Below are 20,373 nucleotides of genomic sequence, written 5' to 3'. Positions count from 1 at the left end.
TATCGGAGGAAATTATGAAAAAGTCAAAGTATCTTACTCTGCTTTCAGTGGCCGCTTTGACCCTGCTGACCAGCGGAATCGGCAGCCAAGCTGTCTTGGCCGACACGGATACGGCGCAGACGACGGACACGACGACCAATACGTCAACTAATACGACTACGGATACGTCGGATGCATCTACTGCTTTAAACCAGCAGGAAGCCAAGGGGCAGAAGCTGACCACGACCGTCGGCACGCTGCCGGATGCTTCTGACGCCATCAGCAACAAGTCTGATTTAAAGAGCGTCCAGGGTTACAGCTGGAAGACCACGCCAGACGTGTCAACTGCCGGCAGCCAGAAGGCAACGGTAGTCATCACTTATACTGACGGGACGACCAGTGAAGTTGCAGTCGACTTGGAAGTAACCAGTTATGCCAGCCAGAACAGCCCGGTCGCCAAGACTGGCTTGACTGCCAAGGTTGGCCAGACTTTGTCGGCCAGCTCAGCTATCAGCAACCTTTCCAGTCTCAAGAACGTGGCCAGCGTGACCTGGAAGCAGGCACCAAGCACCGCCAAGGCTGGCACGGTTAAAGGGACTGTCTTGGTTACCTACACCGACAAGTCGACTGATACGGTGGCTGTTACGGTTAAAGTGTCTTCAGTCGTGACGACCAAGAAGTCGGTCAAGAAGAGCAAGAAGAAGCAATATGTAACCAAGACCCGGAAGATCATCTTGGACCGTCCGGGCAAGAACAAGACCATCACCCAAAAGGTTAAGCTGTCCAGAACGGTGACGACCACCACCACGACAACTAAAACCTATACTGATGGCAAATTGACCAAGACTTCGACCAGCTCTAAGAAGAGCTATGGCAAGTGGTCAAAAGGGACCTGGAAGAGTTATAAGGTTCCTACTATAAGCGGCTACAAGCGCAGCACGACTAAGGTTAAGGCCAAGACAGTGACTAGCAAGACCAAGAACGTTACGGTCAAGGTTAGCTACAAGCAGGTTCTTCATAAGCCGGCCAACGCCCCTTACTATGACCCAGCAGACATGCGGGCCAAGACTGGGGACTACTACTTCAAGTCAAGTGAGAAGCGGGCTTACCCGAACCTGGCCAAGTACAAGAATGTTTGGATCCGGGTTTCCATTTTGGGCAACCGGGTCTACGTCATGAGCGGCAAGAAGGTCATCTACACCATGTACTCTTCAGCCGGCCGTTTTGAAATGACTAATGGCAAGTACCAAAGCGACACGCCGCGCGGCACCTTCTCGATCAAGGCAGCTTACGGCCCGTCCTTTGTTTCATCAGACGGCGTAGGGGCCCGTTACTACATGGCCTACTATGGCAGTGACTACTTGTTCCACAGCGTGCCGATCAACAACTACGGCTCTGGCGTCTACTACAAGGGCTACCACTATGGCTACGGCGGCGTCGGCAGCAATGCTCACTTGACTGTGCAGGGGACCAAGCCGGACTCCCACGGCTGCATCCGCTTGACCTTGAGCGACGCCCGCTGGCTGTATGGCCAACGGACTTCAGGCAAGCTGAAGGTGGGTACCAAGGTCGTTATCAAGTATAAGTAGGCCTTTAAGTAGAATTTCTGGTCAAAAGAGCAATATTGCTTGTTAATGTAAAAGTAAACAGGACTTTTTCACAAAGAGTGAAAGAGCCCTGTTTTTTTGTCTTGTATAGCTTTATAGCGACTAGTATTACGATATTACAAAGATGTGCCATAGCTGTGTATAGTAAAAAATAAATAAAAAGCGATCCAATCATTTGCGCAAATTAAATTTAAGTTCTATATGATAACTAAAAACTAATTACTTTTTTGTGAAATAATCTTGCGTAAAAGATGATAGAGGCCTATATTTAAGACAATAGTTGAAGATTTAGCCCCGGCTTTTTAAGGGGTGATGAGCTTGTGTATTAACTTAATGTTATTTATGCCTTATAGGCGTAGAAATAACGTTATAATTAGTTCATTAATAATTGGATAAAGCAATATAAATAGTTTCACTTTGAGAAAAGATGATAAATTGGGTGATTTGAAATGAAATGGGTTAAGAAAAAGAGCTGCTGGAAGTTTCTCCACTTGCTGACAGCACTTGTGCTCACTTTGAGCCTGCTTCTGCCCTGCGGAGCCGGGATTTCGGAATATATTCTTGCCCCTTCTTCAGCAGTAGCTGCAGTTAAGAGCAGCGCGGACCTGGCTGAAGAAAAATGGATTAAGGATATAACTATTTCGACCAAGCAAAATATCAATGGCCAGGACAAATGGGTCAAGGTCGATAGCGGCAGCAGCCTGGAAAACGGGGCAAACGTGCAAGCCAAGATTGACTATACGATTCCGCCTGATTCATTAGCGGCCAAGGGCAAGGTAACTTACCAGTTCCCCGATGGCTTCAAGATCGACAAAGAACTGTCCGGTCATGTCTATGACAAGAAAGACACCAGCAAGATAATCGGTGACTACACTATTTCTACTTCTGGGAAAGTTGAGATCAGCTTCAATGACAATTTTGATCCAGCTGCCGGCCTGGAAAAAGCGGAACTGATGGTCACCGGGACTTTGGAAAAATCCAGCTCCTCTAGCGATAAGCCGATAGTTTTCCCGGGATCGGGAACCAGCATCACGATTAAGAAGCATGAGGAAACGGAAACAAAAGACATTTCCGTCAAAAAGACTGGCCAAGTCTCCAGCGACCAGAATAAAGTAGACTACACGGTTACCGTTTCATCGCAAAACGGCAGCCCGGACAAGGTCAATGTGACTGACCAGCTGGCTTGGATCAACAATGCGACCGGCAAGTATAAAGAGGGCAGCTTCAAGATCGTCAAAGAAGATGCCAGCGGCCAAAAGACAGAGATGAGCCTGTCAGACTACAAGCCGCAGATTAACAACAATACCTTTACCATCAAGGACCTGCCGCAGCTGGGCAAGGGAGAATCCTATAAGATTACTTACTCAGTTGATATTACGCCAAAAGACGGAACCAACGGCTACGTGCAGGTTGGCAACAACGTCAAGGCGACCTCCGGGAAAAAAGAAAGCTATGGTGGAGACCAAGAGACAGTTTCCAAGTCTCTGGTTGACAAATCCGGCAATTACAGCAAGGGCGGGATCGATTGGACGATCACCGTCAATGATGACCGCCGGGACATCAGCCATTACCAGCTTAGTGATGATCTGCCAAACAAGCTGACTTTGGACGGCGACATAACGATCACTGACAACGATGACTCCAGTCAGTCAGCAAGTGTTTTGAATAAAGTGATTGTTAAAGGCAAAAAGGGCGATGACCAGATTCAGCTGGATTTTTCAAAGTTGCCGGACAGCTTGAAGAAGCACAGCTTCAAGATCGTCTACAAGACAAAGACAGCTTCTTTACCAGCAAACACCAAGGTGACCAACAAGGCTGACTTCAAGGGTGACGGCCACAGCTATACGGCTAGCGACGAAACAACCGTAACTGAAGAAACTGGCAATTTTGACTTAAAGAAACAGTATGACTCAGAAGAAAAGCTGAATGCCGATGAGCAGCGCTACAAGTGGCACTCAGATATGACCTTGACTGGTGAAAAGCTGTCAACCTTGACTTATGAAGACTACATCTACAATGCTTCAAGCTATACCAGTCACGATGAAGCCGCGGTTGACCGGGGAAACAGCAGTCACTACGCTTTAGCAAGTGAGCTCTACCGGGAATTGACTGACAAGAGCCAGCAAAGTCTGACTGGCGAAAACAGCAGCTATGTTTTAGGCAGAGACTACAAGCTGGAACTGACCTGCTATGACAAGGACGGGAAGGTCGTTGCAAATACTGACTCATCTACTCCAGTCAAGAAGTTCAAGTTGCAGCTGACGGCCGTTTCTGGCAAGACTTTGACGCCGACTAAGTACACGATTCACTATTCAACCCGTGCCAAGGTCAGCGAAGCAGTTGCCGGTGAAACCTGGACCTACTACAACAAGGGGACCTTGGTCAGCGTCAATGACAAGAAGCAAAACAAGGAAAGCTATGACCAGCACAGCTTCTCAGTCAAGAACCACATCAGCAAGCTGGCCAGCTTGACTGGTGATGCGGGCAGTTACCAAAGCAAGCCGATTACGTCAGATATTGACAAGGCCAACGGCAAGATCTACTACAAGCTTTTGCTTGACGTGGACAAGGGTTCAAGCGGCAAATTGGTCGTTACGGACACTCTGCCAAAAGGCTTGACCTATGTTGAAGGATCCCTTAAAGCGGCCTTTTACTCAAACGATTGGTACACTTGGACCAAGCAAGACAACGGCTATGACCTGGACAAGGAACAAAAGCCGCAGATCGCAGCTGAGAAAACTGCTGACGGGCAGACCAAGCTGACTATTACCCTGCCAGCAGGTTACGACAGCAGCAATGACCAAAAGATCCAGCTGACCTACGAAGCATCGTTTGAAGATGACAGTGCTTGGAAAAACATGAAGAATAAGTCCGAGACTTATGTCAACACCGCCAGTTTCAAAGGTGATGAAGACAGCCAGAAGACGACCATCAACCGGGATGTTCCTGTTTTGGCCAAGACTGGCAGCCAGGTCAAGGACGCCAGTGGCAGCTTGACCAATGAAGTTGCTTACCAGGTCAACATCAATCCAGCAGCTGAGGACCTCAATCCGAATGGGGACACGGTTATTTTGACTGACCAGTTGTCCATGCCGGACGGGATGCAGGCCAACCTTAAATTGAAGGAAACCAAGCTTTACCAGTATGACCCAACTGCCAAGGATCACCTGGGCAAGGAGCTGGATTCAAGCTTGTACAGCTTGAATTATGATCCGGACAAGCAGGAATTGAAGTTGGAATTGCCGGATAAGCAGGCCTGCGTTTTGGTCTACCACTACTCTTTTGACAGCGGGGACAACATTGACCCGACTGTTTCCAACAGCGCTTCTCTGGCTGGTCACTACTCAGCCAATACTTCAAGCAAGCTGACCAACAGCGATTCTTCAGCTTGGGGTGAGGCTAAAAAGGTGACCGTCTACAAGGTTGACGCGGACAACAATGCCAAGACCTTGCCGGGGACCAAATTCAGCCTGGAAAAAGAAAATAATGGCAGCTGGAGCAAGGTCTCCGCGAACTTGACGACGGATAAGGACGGTAAGATTGTTATCGCCGACTTAGACAACAACGCTGTCTACCGGATTAAGGAGACCCAGGCACCGGAAGGCTACAGCTTGAACAAGAACTACTACTACCTGGCCTGGATGGACGGCGAGAAGAGCCAAAGCAGCATTTACAGTAGCTTAAGTTCATCCATCCAGAATGAAATTGGCGGGCAAAAGAACGTTCACTTCTTTGCCAGCGCCGACGGTTCAATCTACGTTCCAGACAGCTACAGCCAATTGAAGGTAAGCAAGACCTGGCTGAACCATGACGGCACCGCCGGCCAGGCCGGGGTGCCGGAAATTACGGTTCACCTCTACCGGGCTGTCAAGAAGCTGGATGGGGTGAAGGTCAAGGTAACCGTTATAGATGGCTGGGGAAACACAAAATATAGCTATGACTGGGCAGTTGCCAAGGGCAGCACGGTTGGCCTGTCCTGGGAAAAGCAGGGAGCCATTGATAGTTCCGGCTTAGCCAGCGTTCTAGTCAACGGGGTTGACCAGCAGCTGCAGTCTGGCAGCAAGGCTTTTACTTCCAGTGCCATTAATGAAGATACAAACATCGTCATCAAGGCCAATAACTGGATTGGATCGCCGGAAATCGACAAGACAGATCCCCAGCTGGCGATCGACCAGACCAGCAAGACCCTGGTTGACACGGTCAAGCTCTCCAGTGCCAACAACTGGCAACATGTCTGGAGCGGCCTGCCACAAAAAGATTTAGATGGAAACAGCTTAGTATATTTTGCAGAAGAGGAGGCGGTGCCAGGATACACCAGCAGCTACCGGAACAACAACGGGATCAAGAATGGGGAAATCACCATTTTGAACCAGGCAAAGAGCGAAAACTTTGCCTTGCCGGAAGCTGGTGCCAGCGGCATCTGGGCCTACGCGGCGATCGGCGTCAGCGCGGCTCTGACGGCCAGCTGGACAGCCAGAAGGAAAAAGAAGTAAATCAGCAGAGTAACAAGAGAGAATCAGCATAAAGAGAAAAAGAAAGAGTAAACAAAGAGGTTAGGAAAACATGACTAGTAAAATGACGAGAAAGCTGAGCAGCCTGTTCAGCGCCCTGGTTTTGCTGTTTGGCCTGCTCGCTGCCATTCCGGCCAGCCTGCAGACTGTCCACGCGGCCAGTTCAATCAAGGTAACAATCAACGGTACTGATTCAAAGTACAATGGCTATCAGCTTTTGAAGGCTGAAGTCGGTTCTGACGATGCCGTAACTTACACTTTAAACAGCAAGTACAAGGACATCGTTTTAAAGGCCGCAAGTGACGCCAGCGGTAAAACCGTCAGCGACTTTGATGGCTTGAAGGATTTCATCAAGGCTCACTCCAAGTCAGACAACTCAACTGCGGGTGAAGACGCAACCTTGCGGAAGTTCGCTGACGCTGCCTACAAGGGGATCAGTTCAGCCAAGCTGGATGCTGACCAAACTTTCAAGAGCGGGGAAAACACCCTGTCTACTGACAACGCCGGTTACTACATGCTGGCTGACGCGACCGCGGACAATGCAAGCGACCCGCACAACTACTCAGCAACCCTGCTGACTGGCCTGGTTAACAAGGACGTGACTCTGAACGTTAAGTCCACCACTCCAACCGTTCACAAGAAGGTTCTGGAAGGCAACCCGGGTGCTACCAGCTCAAGAAACTATGTAGACGCAACTGACTACAACATTGGCGACACTGTTCCATTTATGGTTACTGGGACCATCTCCAGCCAAATCAAGTCATACGACAACTACACTTACTACTTTACTGACACCCTGCCAAAGGGTTTGACCTTGGACGAAAGCTCAATCGTTGTTCAAGCTGAAAACGTAACTTCTGGTTATGCTAAGGGGATCAACGCTACTGGCGCTACTAAATTGACCAAGGGTACCGACTACACTGTAACTACTACTAAGAACAACGACGGCAGCACCACTTTCAAGGTTGAATTGACTGACCTTAAGAAGCTGGTTGAAGCTGGCACGGTTAAGACCAGCGACACCATCGTCGTAACTTACAACACCAAGCTGAACGAAAACGCCGTAGTCGGTCAAGCCGGCAACGTCAACAATGTTAAGCTGACTTACTCCAACAACCCATACAGCAACGGTACTGGTACGACTACCAACAAGAATGCCAAGGTTTACACTTACGAACTGGTAGTCAACAAGACTGGTAACGGCAATAAGCCATTGACTGGCGCGGGCTTTACCCTGCAAAAGAAGGATGGCGACACTTACAAGACTATCGCTACTATCAACCCAGACAAGACTACTGACAACAGCAGCATTGTTGCCAAGATCGTTGACGGGACCAAGTTCGAATTCTCCGGTCTTGACCAGGGTGAATACAAGATCGTTGAAAGTACTGTGCCAAAGGGCTACAAGAAGGCTGACGACATCGAATTCAAGATTTCAGCAACTTTTGACAAGCAAAACTCTGCTGATGCTGCTTTGACTTCACTGTCTGTTAACAACTCTGCCTTGTCAGCTGACACGGCTTCAGGCGTCATCGAAACCACTGTGAACAACAAGTCCGACAGCGCCTTCGTTCTGCCAAGCACTGGTGGCATGGGCCGCTACATCTTCCTGGCAGCAGGTGCCCTGGTGGTTATCGCCGCTATCGCTGCACCAAGCTTGAAGAAGAAGCGTGCAAACTAACAGAAAAACGCTGATCATTCGTTTAGTGGTCATTTTGGCCGGCTTTGCCATCTCCCTGTACCCAATCGTCAGCGACCACTTCAATACTCAAAACAGTGGCCAAAAGGCTGACGCCTACGCGAAGCTGGCGGCCAGGCAAAACAAGCGGCTGAAAGCCAACTTGCTTGCCAAGGCCAGAAAGTATAATAGGCGGCTAGCTCAAACGCCAGCCGCCTTTTATCATCCCAAAATTATCCCCGGCTACCGGCAAGACCTGGTGGTGCCATCAACAGACGTGATGGCTTATGTCGATATTCCCAAGATCCGGGTCCATCTGCCGATTTATCATGGTACGGCCAAGGCAGTCCTGGGGGATGGGATCGGTCATATGGAAGGCACCAGCCTGCCCATTGGCGGCAAGTCGACCCACGCGGTTTTAGTCGGCCACCGGGGCCTGCCCAGCGCGACGCTATTTACGGACTTGGATGAGCTCAAACTGGGTGACCATTTTACAGTGACTGTTTTAGACCGGAAGATCAGCTATAAAGTCGACGCGATTCATGTCGTCAAGCCGGACAGCTCTAAATATTTGAAAGTTGTTAAAGGCAAGGACTATTGCACCTTGCTGACTTGCACTCCTTACGGGATCAATACCAAGCGGCTTTTGATCAGGGGAGTCAGGGTCAAGAATCCGGCAGAGAAGACCAAGGATGCCTTCCATTTGCCGCTTAAAAAAGTTGTATACTATAGTGTAGTAGCCTTGATGTTCCTCCTGGTTCTTATTTGGCTGGGCCAGCTGATAAAGGAACACAGGCAAGAAAGACATAAATAGAAGGAGGGTGGACAGCTTGCTTTCCAAGTCGAACAAAGTTGGCTTGTTAGTTGCCTTGCTCAGCTTGTTTTTAGCTTTTGCCGTGGTCAATCCTGTTCAAGCAGCTGATACTGGCTCATTGACAGTGCAGATGCGGGACCAGAAGACTGGCAAGGCGATTTCCGGCGGGAATTTAGTGGTTTATCAAGTTGCCAAGCTTGATTCAGCGAAAAAGTATCAATATACCAGTGACTTTGCCGAAATGAGCCAGGATATTGCGGGCATGTCGCAAAATGAGATTATGTCGGCGAATTTTGCCCGCAGTCTGGCTAATTATGTTGCTGACAAGCAGCTCAGCGCGCAGACAACTGAGATTTCATCCAGCGGGGATGCCTCAATCAGCCTGGAGTCAAACGCGGTTTACCTGGTAGTGCAAACGACCAGCGCTGCTGGCTATGAGAAGATCAACCCCTTCTGCTTGGTTCTGCCATATACAATTGACGGGCAGACGGTTAATAATATCGTAGCTCAACCAAAGGACACCCAGAAGACGCCGTCTAATCCGGCCACACCTAATACGCCAAGTACGCCGTCTTCTTCAAGCTCAAGTAACCGAAAGGTTTCAAGCAAGCCGCAGTACCCAGGCACGCCAACGATTACGGCTAAGAAGAAGACCAGCAAGAGCAATGGCAAGACACCGACAGGCAGCACGGTCCCGACTTTGCCGCAAACTCCGCGCTTGCCGCAGACCGGGCAATTGAACTGGCCGATCCCACTCTTTGCTTTGGCGGGCCTCACCCTGTTTGTCTGGGGCTGGGCTGATCAGAAGAAAGGGTAAAAGATGAGAAAAAAGGGCAGAATCAAAATGGCGCTAGGAGCCATCTTTATCTTGCTGGCCGGCTTATTGCTGGCTCACAACCTAATTGAAGACTACCGCGCCGGCAGTTCTGCCAAGGCAATCGTCCGGACGCTCGAGCAGACGCCAAAGACTGAGAAATCAAGCAAGAGCACGATTAAAGTCAACGGAACAGCCTACAGTGGTTATCTCAATTTCCCGACTTTGAACTTAACCCTGCCGGTAGCTAGCAAGTGGCGCTTCAGCCAGCTGGAAGTATCTCCGGCGACTTATACGGGGACGGCAGAAGACCGGGACTGGACCGTGGCCGGGCACAATTTCGTGAACCACTTTGGCCGCTTGAACCAGCTGAAAGTCGGCGACAAGATTTATTTTGAAGCCGCAACTGGCCAGCGTTACGTCTACCAGGTTCAGAAAATGGAAGTCCTGCAGCCGACCGCCATCAGCAAGATGGTCCGCAGTAAGTACGACCTCAGCCTATTCACATGTACTTATGACGGCACGACCCGTTTTACAGTCAGATGTCATTTATTACAAATCAAATAAGATTTCACGCAGCAATCCTTTTTGGATTGCTTTTTCTTTAAATTTCGGGCAAACTGAAGTGGTTTGACTAGGTTTTTCATGTGATTTGTAAGATAATAAACTTAATCCTTTGTGAAATCGCTTTGCTGGCGGTTGCAGAGTTATAAAAAGAAGATTAGGAAAAGAGTGTAATTGATGAACAAGGCCCATAAACGTATCGGAATGCTGCTGATTGCCATAATCGCGTGCTTGATGATCATTCCAGTCTTTGAGCCCCTGCCGGAAGTCGGCGGCAAAAGCAAGGTCCAGGAGCATCCCCCTAAGAAGGAGCGGGTCGCCAAGAAAGAAAACAACAGACCATACGCTGATCCAAGCGACATGCGTCCGATGACCGGCCGCTACTACCTGTACTCCAGCGAAACCAAGCGCAAGTACCCAGACCTTGCCAAGTATAAGAATGTCTGGATCCGCGTCTCTATCCTCGGAGCCCGGGCCTATGTCATGTCCGGCAAGAAAGTCATCTACACCATGTATGCTTCCCCGGGCGCGATCAAGAAGAACGGCGAAAGCCGGACCCCAGTTGGCAACTACCGGATCCAGGAAGAAGCTGGTGAGGTCTTCTACAATAATGATGGGGTAGGGGCCCGCTACTACGTTTCCTACCACCAGCACGGGGTCTACCTTTTCCACTCAGTCCCGATCAACAATTTTGGCTCCGGGGTTAAAGTTGGCCAGTACAACTATGGCTACAAGGGCGGAGCCCACTTAACCACCCTGGGCAAGAAGCCGGACAGTCATGGCTGCGTCCGTTTGTCGGTCAGCGATGCCAAGTGGCTCTATGAGCAAAGACTGAGCGGCGGCCTGCCTGTTGGCAGCAAGGTTGTCCTCAAAATGCGCTAGGAATTCCGCATAGAGAAAGCGAACACAAATATTTTTAGTATAAAGCGCTTACAGGCAAGAATTTGTTTGCTCAAATATTCATTATTGGGTACAATAGAGTCGTAAGAAGCTTAGGAGGTATTTTTATGGCTTATTTCGTTAACGGTAATGACATTTTTAAGAAGGCTCGTAAGGAACACTACGCTGTTGGTGCCTACAACACTAACAACTTGGAATGGACCCGCGCTCTTCTTCGTGGTGCTGAAGAAACCAGAACTCCATTGTTGATTCAAGTTTCAACTGGTGCTGCTAAGTACATGGGTGGCTACAAGCTCGTTAAGGACTTGGTAGAAGACTCAATGGACGCTATGAACATCTCAGTTCCAGTTATCTTGAACTTGGACCACGGTGACTACGACTCAGCTGTTGAATGTATCAAGCTTGGTTACTCAAGCGTTATGTTCGACGGTCACGCATTGCCAACTGAAGAAAACTTGGCCAAGACCAAGGAAATCATCAAGCTGGCTCACGAACGCGGCATTTCTGTTGAAGCTGAAATCGGCAAGATCGGTGAAAACCAAGGTGCCGGCGAACTTGCTTCAGTAGAAGACGCTAAGGCCTTCGTAGCTGCTGGCGTTGACAAGCTTGCCTGCGGTATCGGTAACATCCACGGTGTTTACCCAGAAGGCTGGAGCGGCTTGAACTTCGACCGTCTTAAGGAAATCGCTGAAGCTGTTCCTGAAACTCCACTTGTATTGCACGGTGGTTCAGGTATTCCTCAAGACCAAATCGAAAAGGCAATTTCTTTGGGTATCTCAAAGATCAACATCAACACTGAATTCCAACTTGCATTCCAAGAAGCTACTCGCAAGTACATCGAAGAAGGCAAGGACCAAGACAAGAGCAAGAAGGGTTACGACCCACGTAAGCTGCTCTTGCCAGGTACTGAAGCTATCACTGACTCAATGAAGGAAATGATCAGCTGGATGGGTACTCCATCAATCGACGACAAGGAAGCTGACGCTTCATTCGACAGAAGCTCACTTAACGAAGAATAATCTGAATCTTCAGAATTTTCTTCATGTTAAAAGGCTCTGTAACAGCATTTGCTGCTACAGGGCCTTTTTCTTTTGTTCTTATTAAATTTTTGCTGTCATTTGTCCAATCTAACCGTAACCTGGTCAAAGCTGTAGGGCTTGACAAAGGTCAGCTGCCAGCCGGTTAAAGCTAAGTCTTCGCCGGCAAAATTTGGGTTGTAGAGGGGATCACCCACGATCGGCCAGCCTAAGGCCGACAAGTGGACCCGGATCTGGTGGGTCCGGCCAGTTTCCAAAGTTACCAGCAATTTTGCCTGCTTTTTCTCCTCGTCTTTTTCTAAAACTTGGAAGTGGCTGACTGCTCTTAAGCCGTCAGCTCTGACCTGCCTTTTTCTTTGATCAAACGGGTCTTGCCCGATCGGCAGGTCAATTGTGCCACCATCGGGTATTTCTTTGTTCAAGTCAACCGTGGCCAGGTAGTCTCGCCTTAAAGTCTTGCTGGTCAGCTGCCGGTTTAAGATCGGCACGACAGCCGGATTTTTAGCGACCAGCAAGAGCCCGCCCGTCAGCATGTCCAGCCGGTGGACGATGTAGGGGCTGTAGCCTAAGTAGCTGGCGCAGTCATTAAGGGCTGTCCCGTTTTCGCCTTGGTTGGGGTGGGTCTTTTGCCCCTTGGGCTTGTCAATGACTAAAACATTTTCGTCTTCGTAGACGACTTTTGGCATTTTGCCGCTTGCCGGATAGTCCCCCTGGAGCGATTCCACCTGGTCTAAGTAGAGGTCAACTTTTTCATTGCCCTTGACCAGTTGGTTAAAGCTGCGGTATTGGCCGTTGATTAAAACCTGCTGCTCAATGCGAAGATAGTGCCGCCACTTGCGGGGAATCAAGAGCTGCCTTAGAAGGTCGCTGACAGAGACGGGAGGACGGTCTGCGGGATAGATTAAGCTGAAATGATAGATCATGACGGTATTTATTTTCTTTCTAAAAACCTTATTAGCGCAATTAAGAAATGGATAACTTGCTTCTCGGAAGATAGCCGCGGGCAGCTTTTATGTTAAAATCAAACTGTTTAGACTATGTTCTAACGAAGGAGCAGATATCAATGGAAAACAGGCGCAAAGCGCGTAAACAAATGAACGACTCCCAGCCCAAAAAGGGCTTGTGGGGATGGCTGAAAAGGATCAACTACCGCTTCCAACTGATAAGATGGTTGATTTTGATCGTTTTGAGCCTTTTTTTAGCTGTATCTTCTTATTATACCTTTAAAGTCAAAACAGCCAACCTGTCCAACCTCCAGGCTTCCCTGGCTAAGACCACGGTTATCTATGACCAGAATGGCAAAAAGGCCGGATCCGTGTCTTCAGGCAAGGGGACCTATGTCAGCTTAAGCAAGATTTCCCCCAATGTCCAAAAGGCCGTAGTCGCCACCGAAGACCGGACCTTCTGGACCAACATCGGGATCAGCCCGAAAGGCATTCTCCGGGCGGCGGTCAGCTATGTCATCCACGGCGGCAATATCGCCGGGGGCGGGTCGACCATCACCCAGCAGCTGGTTAAGAACTCTATTTTGACCCAGCAGCAGACCCTGTCCCGGAAGGTAGAAGAAATGTTCTACGCCATCCAGGTGACCAAGGTCTATTCTAAAAAGCAGATTATGGCCATGTACCTCAACAATGCCTACTTTGGCAACGGGGTTTACGGGGTCCAGGACGCCAGCCGCAAGTACTTCGGCAAGAACGCCAGCCAATTGACGGTAGCTGAAGGGGCAACCCTGGCCGGCATTTTGCGGAACCCTTCCTACTACAACCCAATCGATTCCCTCTCGCACTCAGTTTCCAGAAGAAACCTCATCCTGCAGCTGATGGTCGACAACAAGTCCATCAGCCAGAAGACCGCCAACCAGGCCAAAAAAGAGGGGATGAACCTGGTCGACACTTACAAGGCCACCAGCGGCTACAAGTATCCTTACTACTTTGACGCCGTCATCTCTGAAGCCATCAGCAAGTATGGCCTCAGCGAAAACGAGATCATGAGCAAGGGGCTGAAGATCTACACGACCTTGGACCAAAACTACCAAAAGTCCATGCAGGCCAGCTTCAAGAATAAATACAACTTCCCGACCAACCCAGCCGGCACCTCCCGGGCCCAAGGAGCCAGCGTGGCCATGGACCCCAAAACCGGGGCGGTCAAGGCCCTGGTCGGCGGACGCGGCAAGCATGTCTTCAGAGGCTACAACCGGGCCACGCAAATGCAGCGCCAGCCCGGCAGTGCCATCAAGCCCCTGGCCGTCTACGCGCCTGCTTTGGAGAATGGCTACCACTATGACTCAGACCTCTCCAACAAGCGGCAGAAGTTCGGCAAGAACGGCTATGAGCCAGTCAACGTCGACAACCAATATTCGACCACGATCCCAATGTACCAGGCCCTGGCCCAGTCCAAAAACGTCCCGGCTGTCTGGCTTTTAAACAAGATCGGGGTTTCCACCGGGGTCAGCTACTTGAAGAAGTTTGGCATTACCGTCTCAAAGAGCGACCAGAACCTGGCCCTGGCCCTGGGCGGGGTTTCCACCGGGGTCAGTCCTTTGCAGATGGCCCGGGCTTACTCGGCTTTTGCCAACAGCGGGAAGCTGCCGGACAGCTCTTATATGATTACTAAGATCACTGACGCCAGCGGCAACGTGATCGCGGAAAACAACAATACTGGGACCAGCCAGATCATTTCAGCTGACACGGCCAAGGAGATGACCCAGATGCTGCTCAGCGTCTTCACTTCCGGTACTGCCGTCAACGCCAAACCAGCGGGCTACTCAGTAGCCGGCAAGACCGGGTCTACTGAAGTATCTTTTGCATACGGGACCAAGGACCAGTGGATCGTCGGCTACACCCCGGACGTGGTCGTGGCTACCTGGGTCGGCTTTGACACAACCGACAAGAACCACTACATGCAGGGGATTTCTGAAACCGGGATCACCACCCTTTATAAGGACGAAATGACCAGGATTTTGCCTTACAGTAAGCAGACCAGCTTCACCGTCCAGTCGGCCGATTCCATGGCCCAGAGCAACGGAACTTCCAGCTCTTCGTCAAGTTCATCGGGCTGGAGTCAGAAGCTGAAAGAATCGATCAGCGATGGGGTAAAGAATGCCGAATCAACGATTCAGTCATGGTACAATAAGATTACTGGAAAATAAGCAAACAGAATTTTTATGGAATAAAAAAAGGAGAAAAGAAAAAATGGTCAACATTTACGACACTGCCAACCAATTAGCTAACGACTTGCGGGAAACCCAACAGTTTGTTGCTTTGAAGCAAGCCATGGACGCCGTTAAGGCAGATGCTGACAGCCTTGCCTTGTTCAAGGAACTGGACGCTGCCCAAATGGAAATCATGGAAGCTCAGCAAACTGGCAAGGAACTGACTGAAGAGCAGCAAGACCACTTCAAGAGCTTGAATGAACGGGTCGGCCAAAACACCACCTTGCAAAACATGCTCTTGGCAGAACAAGCAGTTTACACCCTGCTCAATGACGTACAAAAGAATATCGGCCAGCCCTTGTCTGAAGCATATGAGGATTTGAGAAAAGCCTAATCATGAAATTCATTCATTTAGCTGACGCGCACTTAGATAGCCCATTTCGTGGACTATCTTTTTTGCCAAACAGGGAATATGCTGAAATCCGCCAGTCAGCTGCCCAGTCTTTGACCCGGATCGTGGACCTGGCCTTAAAAGAAGAGGTCGACCTGGTTTTAATCGCCGGCGACACCTTTGACTCAAACAAGCCCTCTCCGGCCAGCCAGCTCTTTTTAGCCCGGCAGGTAAAGCGGCTGACTGACGCCCAGATCCAAGTGGTCATGATTTTCGGCAACCACGACTACATGACCCGGCAGGATCTTTTGGTCGAAAACAGCCCATACTTCTGCCTCTTGGGCGACCAGGAAAAAGTTAAGCGGGAATTTTTCAAGACTAAAAATGGCTTCTCCTACAACGTGACCGGCTTTTCCTACAGCCAGAACCACATTGAAGAAGACATGCTGGGTCAGTTCCCGGAAAAAGAGGGCTATACAATTGGTCTTATGCACGCGGCCCAAAGAGCGGCTAGCGGGAATGTCTACGCTCCTTTCGATTTAAGCAAGATGAAGGAGCTGGGCTATGACTACTTTGCCCTAGGCCACATCCACGCCCGGCAAATTTTAAGTCAAAAGCCGCTGATCGTTTACCCCGGCAACATCCAAGGCCGGGATGTCGGCGAACTTGGAGAGAAGGGCTGCTACCTGGCTGAAGTCGATGAGACCAGCGGGCAGACCAGCTTGACTTTTGTCCAGACGGCCCCAATTACCTGGAAGCAGCTGACCTTAGAACTGGACCAGGCAATTGACAAAAGCAATTTGCATGCTAAAGCCCTGGAGCTTTTGCAAAAAAACAGTCAAGGCAAGACTTACTTCAGCTTGAAGATTTCGGGCTCAGAATATTTGACCAGTGAAGAGCTCGACCTTTGGCAGGACCAGGAGGCCTGGGCCGGCCTGTCCGCGGCTTTGGCGCCATCACAATTGGTTGACGTCCGTTTATCCATCCGGGGCCTGGTCAGCCTCAACAACAGCGACCGGGAAGCCCTGGCCGCTGCTGAAAAAGAAGTTCTGACCGACGAGAAAATCCAGCAGCTGGCCGCTTCTTGGGCCAAGAAGGACCCATATGCCCGCCACCTTTTAGAAGACGAGGAATTCCGCGGTCAGGTCAGGGACTTGGTGGCCGTCAAGCTGGCCAGCCGCCTGCAGGCAATGACTGGGGGAGAAGAATGAGACTCAAGCAGATTCAAATCTACAATTTCGGCCAGTTCAGCCAGGAGACTTTTGACCTGCCAGAGGGCAATTTAGCGGCCTTCTTCGGGGGCAATGAAGCCGGCAAGAGTACGACCGTGGCCTTCATCAAGCAGATCCTTTTTGGCTTCAATTTGAAAAACACCAGCTCAGTCTTTTTTGAAGACTATGAACCCCTGACCAAGAGCTACCCGATGGGGGGCCAGCTGGTCTTTGCCAGCGGCGAAGGAGAATTCACCCTGGAGCGGACCTGGAGCAAGGGGGACAAGAGCAAGACCGGGGCAGTAAAGGTCCTCTTAAACGGCCAGGAAGTCCCAGCCAGCGTCTTTTACGACCAGATTCAAAACATTGACGGGAGCTTTTACGCTGAAAGCTTTATCTTTAACGAAGACCTCCTCCGCCAGGTCAGCTCCTTGTCTGAAGGCGAGATCCTGGAGAACATCTACTATCTGGGGGCAGCCCAGAGCAGCCAGCTTTTGGCCATCCGGGCCGACTTTGACAAGGAAGCCAAAGACCTCTTCAAGCCAAGCGGGAAGAAGGCCCCGGTCAACCAGGACTTGCTCAAATTGGCTGAGCAAAGAGACAAGGTAGCTTCTGACGGCCAGGAATTTGACGCCTACCAGCAGCTGGAAGGCAAGCGGCTGGCTGAAGAAAAAGAAGCTAAAAAGCTGGAAAAAGAAGTCCAGGAAGTAAATGGCCAGTTAAGTAAGCTGGACAAGCAGCTGGAGCAGGTGAAAAACTACCAGACTTATTTAGACCTTAAAAAGCAGGTCAGCCCGGTAGTTTTTGACCAGGAGCTCTACCAAAAGGCCCTGGATCTTAATGCCCAGATCAAGGCCCTCAAGGCTTCCATCAAGGAGGAAGAAGCAGCAGTCGACCCAGCCCTTTTGGCCAAAAGAAAGGACCAGGTCCGGGCCTGGCGGCAGGAACTGGGGCAAATCAGCCAGAGCCTGGAAATGCTTAAGCAGCAGGTCAAGCAGCTGGAAGAAAAGCAGGCCAGCCTCTTAGAACTGACCCCGCATTTAGACCAAGTGGCTGATTTATCCATGGACCAGTTCCAGCAGATGCAGGCTGACTGGGAAGAAAGCCAAAAAACTGAAGAAACGCCAAAGACCCTGCCGCCATATGTCGGCTTGATCGTGGCCATAATTGGTCTGGCTTTGATCGGCCAAAAACGGATTTTGGCAATATTGTTAATCCTTGCCGGCGCGGCTTTAGCGGCTTATGCCTACTTCAAAAAGCCTGCCAAGGGGCCGGACAAGGCTAGCGCCTTTAAGGAAAAGTACGGCATCGATGCCAGCGTTAAGGTCGACTCCTTGCTTGCCCCTTACCGGGACCTGGCCATCAACCGGCGAGACTTGGCAAATGCCCAGGAAGAACTGGCCCAGAAAGAAAAACAGGCCGCTGATCTGGCCCGGCAATTGGGCCTGCAAGGCAGCGACATTGCGGCTATCAGCCAGCAGCTGGGCCGCTTAGAAGAGCAGGTGGAAGCTGAGAGCGCGGCTCTACGGGCGAGCCAGGAGGTCAAGGCGGCCAACTTGAACTACCAAAAGCAGATTAGTGATTTAACTGAGCAGCTTTTGGCCATCTACCAGACTGCCGGGGTGGAAAATTTGGCAGGCTACCAGTCCCTGGCCAAAAAGCAACAGGAGCAAAAGGCCCTGGCCGCCCAGATTACTGCTTTAAAGAACAACTTGGGTGACCAGTTAGCTGCTTTTGAAGAAAATGGCCTGGATTCTGCAAAATTGCTGGGGCAAAAGCAAGAGTTGGAAAAAGAGCTGGCTGATAAGCAAAGAGCCGTCTCAGCCCGCCAGCAGGAAATGGCCAACCTTTTGGCGGATGAAAAGCGCTACGCTTCTTCCAGCCAGGTAGCTGAAGACAAGCAGATGCTGGCTGAAATTGCCGACAGCTTCAGAAGAGACAGCCAGGACTACCTGGCCAGCCTGTTAGCCGGGGAAGTCATTGGCCGGACTCTGGATCTGGCCTCAAACGACCGCTTCCCGAAGATGCTGAAATTAGCCCAGGACTACCTGGAAATTCTGACTGGCGGCCGCTACCAGGAAATCCTTTTGCCAGCCAAATTGTCCAAGAAGACCCCGCTTAAGGTGGTCAGAAAAGACAAAAAGAAAATCCCCCTGGCCTACCTGTCCCGGGGGACTCAAGAGCAGCTCTATTTTGCCTTGAAACTGGCTTTTGTCATGCAGATCAAGGACAAGATCGACCTGCCGGTCTTGATCGACGATTCATTCGTCAACTTTGACGGCCCGCGGACCGGCTACATTATGGACATGCTCAAGAAGATGAGCGAAGACAAGCAGATCCTGGTCTTTACGGCCAGAGAAGACTTGGCTGAAGCCGTCAGCGCCGCGCCAATCAAATATAAGAAGGGGGAGCAAAATGCTTAAACGTTTGCTCGATTACAATGAAGGGGAAGAATTTGATCTGGTCTTGATGGTCAAGAATTCCCAGCTGCGCCAAGACAAGAGGGGCAAGCACTACCTGCTCATGCAGCTGGCCGACTCTTCTGGCAGCATCCGGGCCAATTACTGGCAGGCCAAGGCTGAGGACGCCAGCCGCTTCAATGCCGGTACGGTAGTTGAGGCTTCAGGGATGATTGAGGACTACCACAACCATGACCAGATCAAGCTTTTCAGCATTCATCCGGTCAGCCCAGATGACCAGGTGGACTTAAGCCAATTGGTGGCCTCTGCTCCGGAAAAGCCAGCTGAGATGGAGAAGGAGATCAAGGGTTTTGTGGCTCAGATCGACAATAAGCACTGGCATGACCTGGTGGACTTCCTTTTGAAAAAGTGGTCCAGCCGCTTCTTCGCTTATCCGGCTGGCAAGTCTAACCACCACGCCTATAAGGGCGGCTTGGCCTTCCACACTTTGACCATGCTGAAAGACGCCAGAGGCTTAGCTGACAACTACCCAGCCGTCAACCGGTCGCTCCTTTATGCCGGCTGCATCTTGCACGACATGGGCAAGGTGCTGGAATTGTCGGGGCCTGTTGCGACTCAGTACACGGCAGAAGGCAACTTGATTGGCCACCTGGTTTTGATCGACGAGCAGCTGATGCTGGCCGCCCAGGAACTGGGAATCGATCTGGCCAGTGAAGACCTGCTTTTACTGCGGCATATGGTCTTATCCCACCATGGCCGCTATGAGTACGGGTCACCAAAACTGCCGGCGCTGCTTGAAGCAGAGCTTTTGCACCGGATCGACGACCTGGACGCGGCGGTCAATGCCATCACGACTGAACTGTCCACGACCAAGCCGGGAGAATTTACCCCGCCGCTTTTGTCCCAGGACGGCCGCCGTTATTACCGGCCAAGGCAGGAAAGATAGGAAAAAATCTTCTTTTTCTCTTTTTCTCTTTTCCTTGTTTGATTTTTTGCTTAAAAGCTTGACAGAATCAATGAGAGATGTTTTAATATTTTTAATCAAACAATCATTTAAAAGAGAGGATCTAACAATGAACTTGCTCAAGACAAACATGACTAGTTTCTTTTATGGCTATGCTTATTTCGACTAAAGCGTCCGCGGATACGGACGCGAGACGTTCGTATCTCAGCTAGCCAATGTTTGTTGAGCCTGCTAGATACAAATTCAATCTAGCATGGCTGAGGGCAAGGGCCCACTCTTTATAGAATTTGCAACCATCTGGATTGGAGACGTCTTCCAAAACAGGTGGT

General features: G+C 50.3%; 14 protein-coding genes. 13 read left to right on the top strand and 1 reads right to left on the bottom strand.

Features of this window, described 5'->3' with window-relative positions:
- Nucleotides 1-14 precede the first annotated feature (14 nt).
- The 8 genes from ACYVUT_RS07825 to ACYVUT_RS07790 all read left to right on the top strand — a co-directional run bounded on the left by ACYVUT_RS07825 (nt 15) and on the right by ACYVUT_RS07790 (nt 11,886).
- A complete protein-coding gene (locus tag ACYVUT_RS07825; protein ID WP_484501796.1) occupies nt 15-1,568 on the top strand; it encodes a Rib/alpha-like domain-containing protein in 1,554 nt (517 codons plus the stop codon).
- A gap of 467 nt (nt 1,569-2,035) precedes the next feature.
- Entirely contained in the window at nt 2,036-6,079 is a 4,044-nt protein-coding gene (locus ACYVUT_RS07820; protein ID WP_484501795.1) for a SpaA isopeptide-forming pilin-related protein, read from the top strand.
- Nucleotides 6,080-6,149: 70 nt separating this feature from the next.
- Complete coding sequence (locus ACYVUT_RS07815; RefSeq protein WP_484501794.1) at nt 6,150-7,778, top strand: isopeptide-forming domain-containing fimbrial protein; 1,629 nt, start codon at nt 6,150-6,152, stop codon at nt 7,776-7,778.
- Entirely contained in the window at nt 7,768-8,589 is an 822-nt protein-coding gene (locus tag ACYVUT_RS07810; protein ID WP_484501793.1) for a class C sortase, read from the top strand. Before ACYVUT_RS07815 ends, ACYVUT_RS07810 begins: the two co-directional genes overlap by 11 nt.
- A 16-nt stretch (nt 8,590-8,605) precedes the next feature.
- A complete protein-coding gene (locus ACYVUT_RS07805; protein ID WP_484501792.1) occupies nt 8,606-9,406 on the top strand; it encodes a pilin N-terminal domain-containing protein in 801 nt (266 codons plus the stop codon).
- Between the two features lie 3 nt (nt 9,407-9,409).
- Complete coding sequence (locus ACYVUT_RS07800; protein ID WP_439775165.1) at nt 9,410-9,970, top strand: sortase; 561 nt, start codon at nt 9,410-9,412, stop codon at nt 9,968-9,970.
- A 174-nt stretch (nt 9,971-10,144) separates the two neighbouring features.
- On the top strand, nt 10,145-10,849 hold the full coding sequence (locus ACYVUT_RS07795) for a L,D-transpeptidase (RefSeq protein ID WP_484501791.1): 705 nt from the start codon (nt 10,145-10,147) through the stop codon (nt 10,847-10,849).
- Between the two features lie 125 nt (nt 10,850-10,974).
- Nucleotides 10,975-11,886, top strand: a complete 912-nt coding sequence (locus ACYVUT_RS07790) for a ketose-bisphosphate aldolase (RefSeq protein WP_215440933.1) — start codon at nt 10,975-10,977, stop codon at nt 11,884-11,886.
- 95 nt (nt 11,887-11,981) lie between these two features.
- Here the strand turns inward: ACYVUT_RS07790 and ACYVUT_RS07785 are convergent, their stop codons facing one another.
- Nucleotides 11,982-12,827 (bottom strand): RluA family pseudouridine synthase, encoded by an 846-nt coding sequence (locus ACYVUT_RS07785; protein ID WP_484501790.1) that lies wholly within the window; start codon nt 12,825-12,827, stop codon nt 11,982-11,984.
- Between the two features lie 170 nt (nt 12,828-12,997).
- Here ACYVUT_RS07785 and ACYVUT_RS07780 point away from each other — a divergent pair, with 170 nt between their 5' ends.
- From ACYVUT_RS07780 to ACYVUT_RS07760, 5 genes are read left to right on the top strand one after another with little or no spacing between them, the layout of a single operon-like run.
- Nucleotides 12,998-15,055, top strand: a complete 2,058-nt coding sequence (locus tag ACYVUT_RS07780) for a PBP1A family penicillin-binding protein (protein ID WP_439775171.1) — start codon at nt 12,998-13,000, stop codon at nt 15,053-15,055.
- Between the two features lie 43 nt (nt 15,056-15,098).
- Nucleotides 15,099-15,452, top strand: coding sequence for a YlbF/YmcA family competence regulator (locus ACYVUT_RS07775; protein ID WP_439775169.1), 354 nt, complete (start codon nt 15,099-15,101; stop codon nt 15,450-15,452).
- Between the two features lie 2 nt (nt 15,453-15,454).
- Nucleotides 15,455-16,660, top strand: coding sequence for a metallophosphoesterase family protein (locus tag ACYVUT_RS07770; protein WP_484501789.1), 1,206 nt, complete (start codon nt 15,455-15,457; stop codon nt 16,658-16,660).
- Nucleotides 16,657-19,083 (top strand): ATP-binding protein, encoded by a 2,427-nt coding sequence (locus ACYVUT_RS07765; protein ID WP_484500537.1) that lies wholly within the window; start codon nt 16,657-16,659, stop codon nt 19,081-19,083. The genes ACYVUT_RS07770 and ACYVUT_RS07765 overlap by 4 nt, the downstream gene beginning before the upstream one ends.
- Complete coding sequence (locus ACYVUT_RS07760; RefSeq protein WP_484500536.1) at nt 19,076-20,026, top strand: 3'-5' exoribonuclease YhaM family protein; 951 nt, start codon at nt 19,076-19,078, stop codon at nt 20,024-20,026. Before ACYVUT_RS07765 ends, ACYVUT_RS07760 begins: the two co-directional genes overlap by 8 nt.
- Nucleotides 20,027-20,373 lie beyond the last annotated feature (347 nt).

The organism is Lactobacillus sp. WILCCON 0059 (genome assembly GCF_057197985.1).
Note: the sequence above shows the minus strand (reverse complement) of the source record. Positions and strands in the feature narration are given on the sequence as shown.

Excerpts from the sequence above, each read along its gene's own strand:
- ACYVUT_RS07790 (WP_215440933.1), top strand. The coding sequence starts at position 10,975 with ATGGCTTATTTCGTTAACGGTAATGACATTTTTAAGAAGGCTCGTAAG.
- ACYVUT_RS07765 (WP_484500537.1), top strand. The coding sequence starts at position 16,657 with ATGAGACTCAAGCAGATTCAAATCTACAATTTCGGCCAGTTCAGCCAG.
- ACYVUT_RS07775 (WP_439775169.1), top strand. The coding sequence starts at position 15,099 with ATGGTCAACATTTACGACACTGCCAACCAATTAGCTAACGACTTGCGG.
- ACYVUT_RS07785 (WP_484501790.1), bottom strand. The coding sequence starts at position 12,827 with ATGATCTATCATTTCAGCTTAATCTATCCCGCAGACCGTCCTCCCGTC.
- ACYVUT_RS07825 (WP_484501796.1), top strand. The coding sequence starts at position 15 with ATGAAAAAGTCAAAGTATCTTACTCTGCTTTCAGTGGCCGCTTTGACC.
- ACYVUT_RS07815 (WP_484501794.1), top strand. The coding sequence starts at position 6,150 with ATGACTAGTAAAATGACGAGAAAGCTGAGCAGCCTGTTCAGCGCCCTG.
- ACYVUT_RS07820 (WP_484501795.1), top strand. The coding sequence starts at position 2,036 with ATGAAATGGGTTAAGAAAAAGAGCTGCTGGAAGTTTCTCCACTTGCTG.
- ACYVUT_RS07780 (WP_439775171.1), top strand. The coding sequence starts at position 12,998 with ATGAACGACTCCCAGCCCAAAAAGGGCTTGTGGGGATGGCTGAAAAGG.
- ACYVUT_RS07800 (WP_439775165.1), top strand. The coding sequence starts at position 9,410 with ATGAGAAAAAAGGGCAGAATCAAAATGGCGCTAGGAGCCATCTTTATC.
- ACYVUT_RS07770 (WP_484501789.1), top strand. The coding sequence starts at position 15,455 with ATGAAATTCATTCATTTAGCTGACGCGCACTTAGATAGCCCATTTCGT.
- ACYVUT_RS07760 (WP_484500536.1), top strand. The coding sequence starts at position 19,076 with ATGCTTAAACGTTTGCTCGATTACAATGAAGGGGAAGAATTTGATCTG.
- ACYVUT_RS07795 (WP_484501791.1), top strand. The coding sequence starts at position 10,145 with ATGAACAAGGCCCATAAACGTATCGGAATGCTGCTGATTGCCATAATC.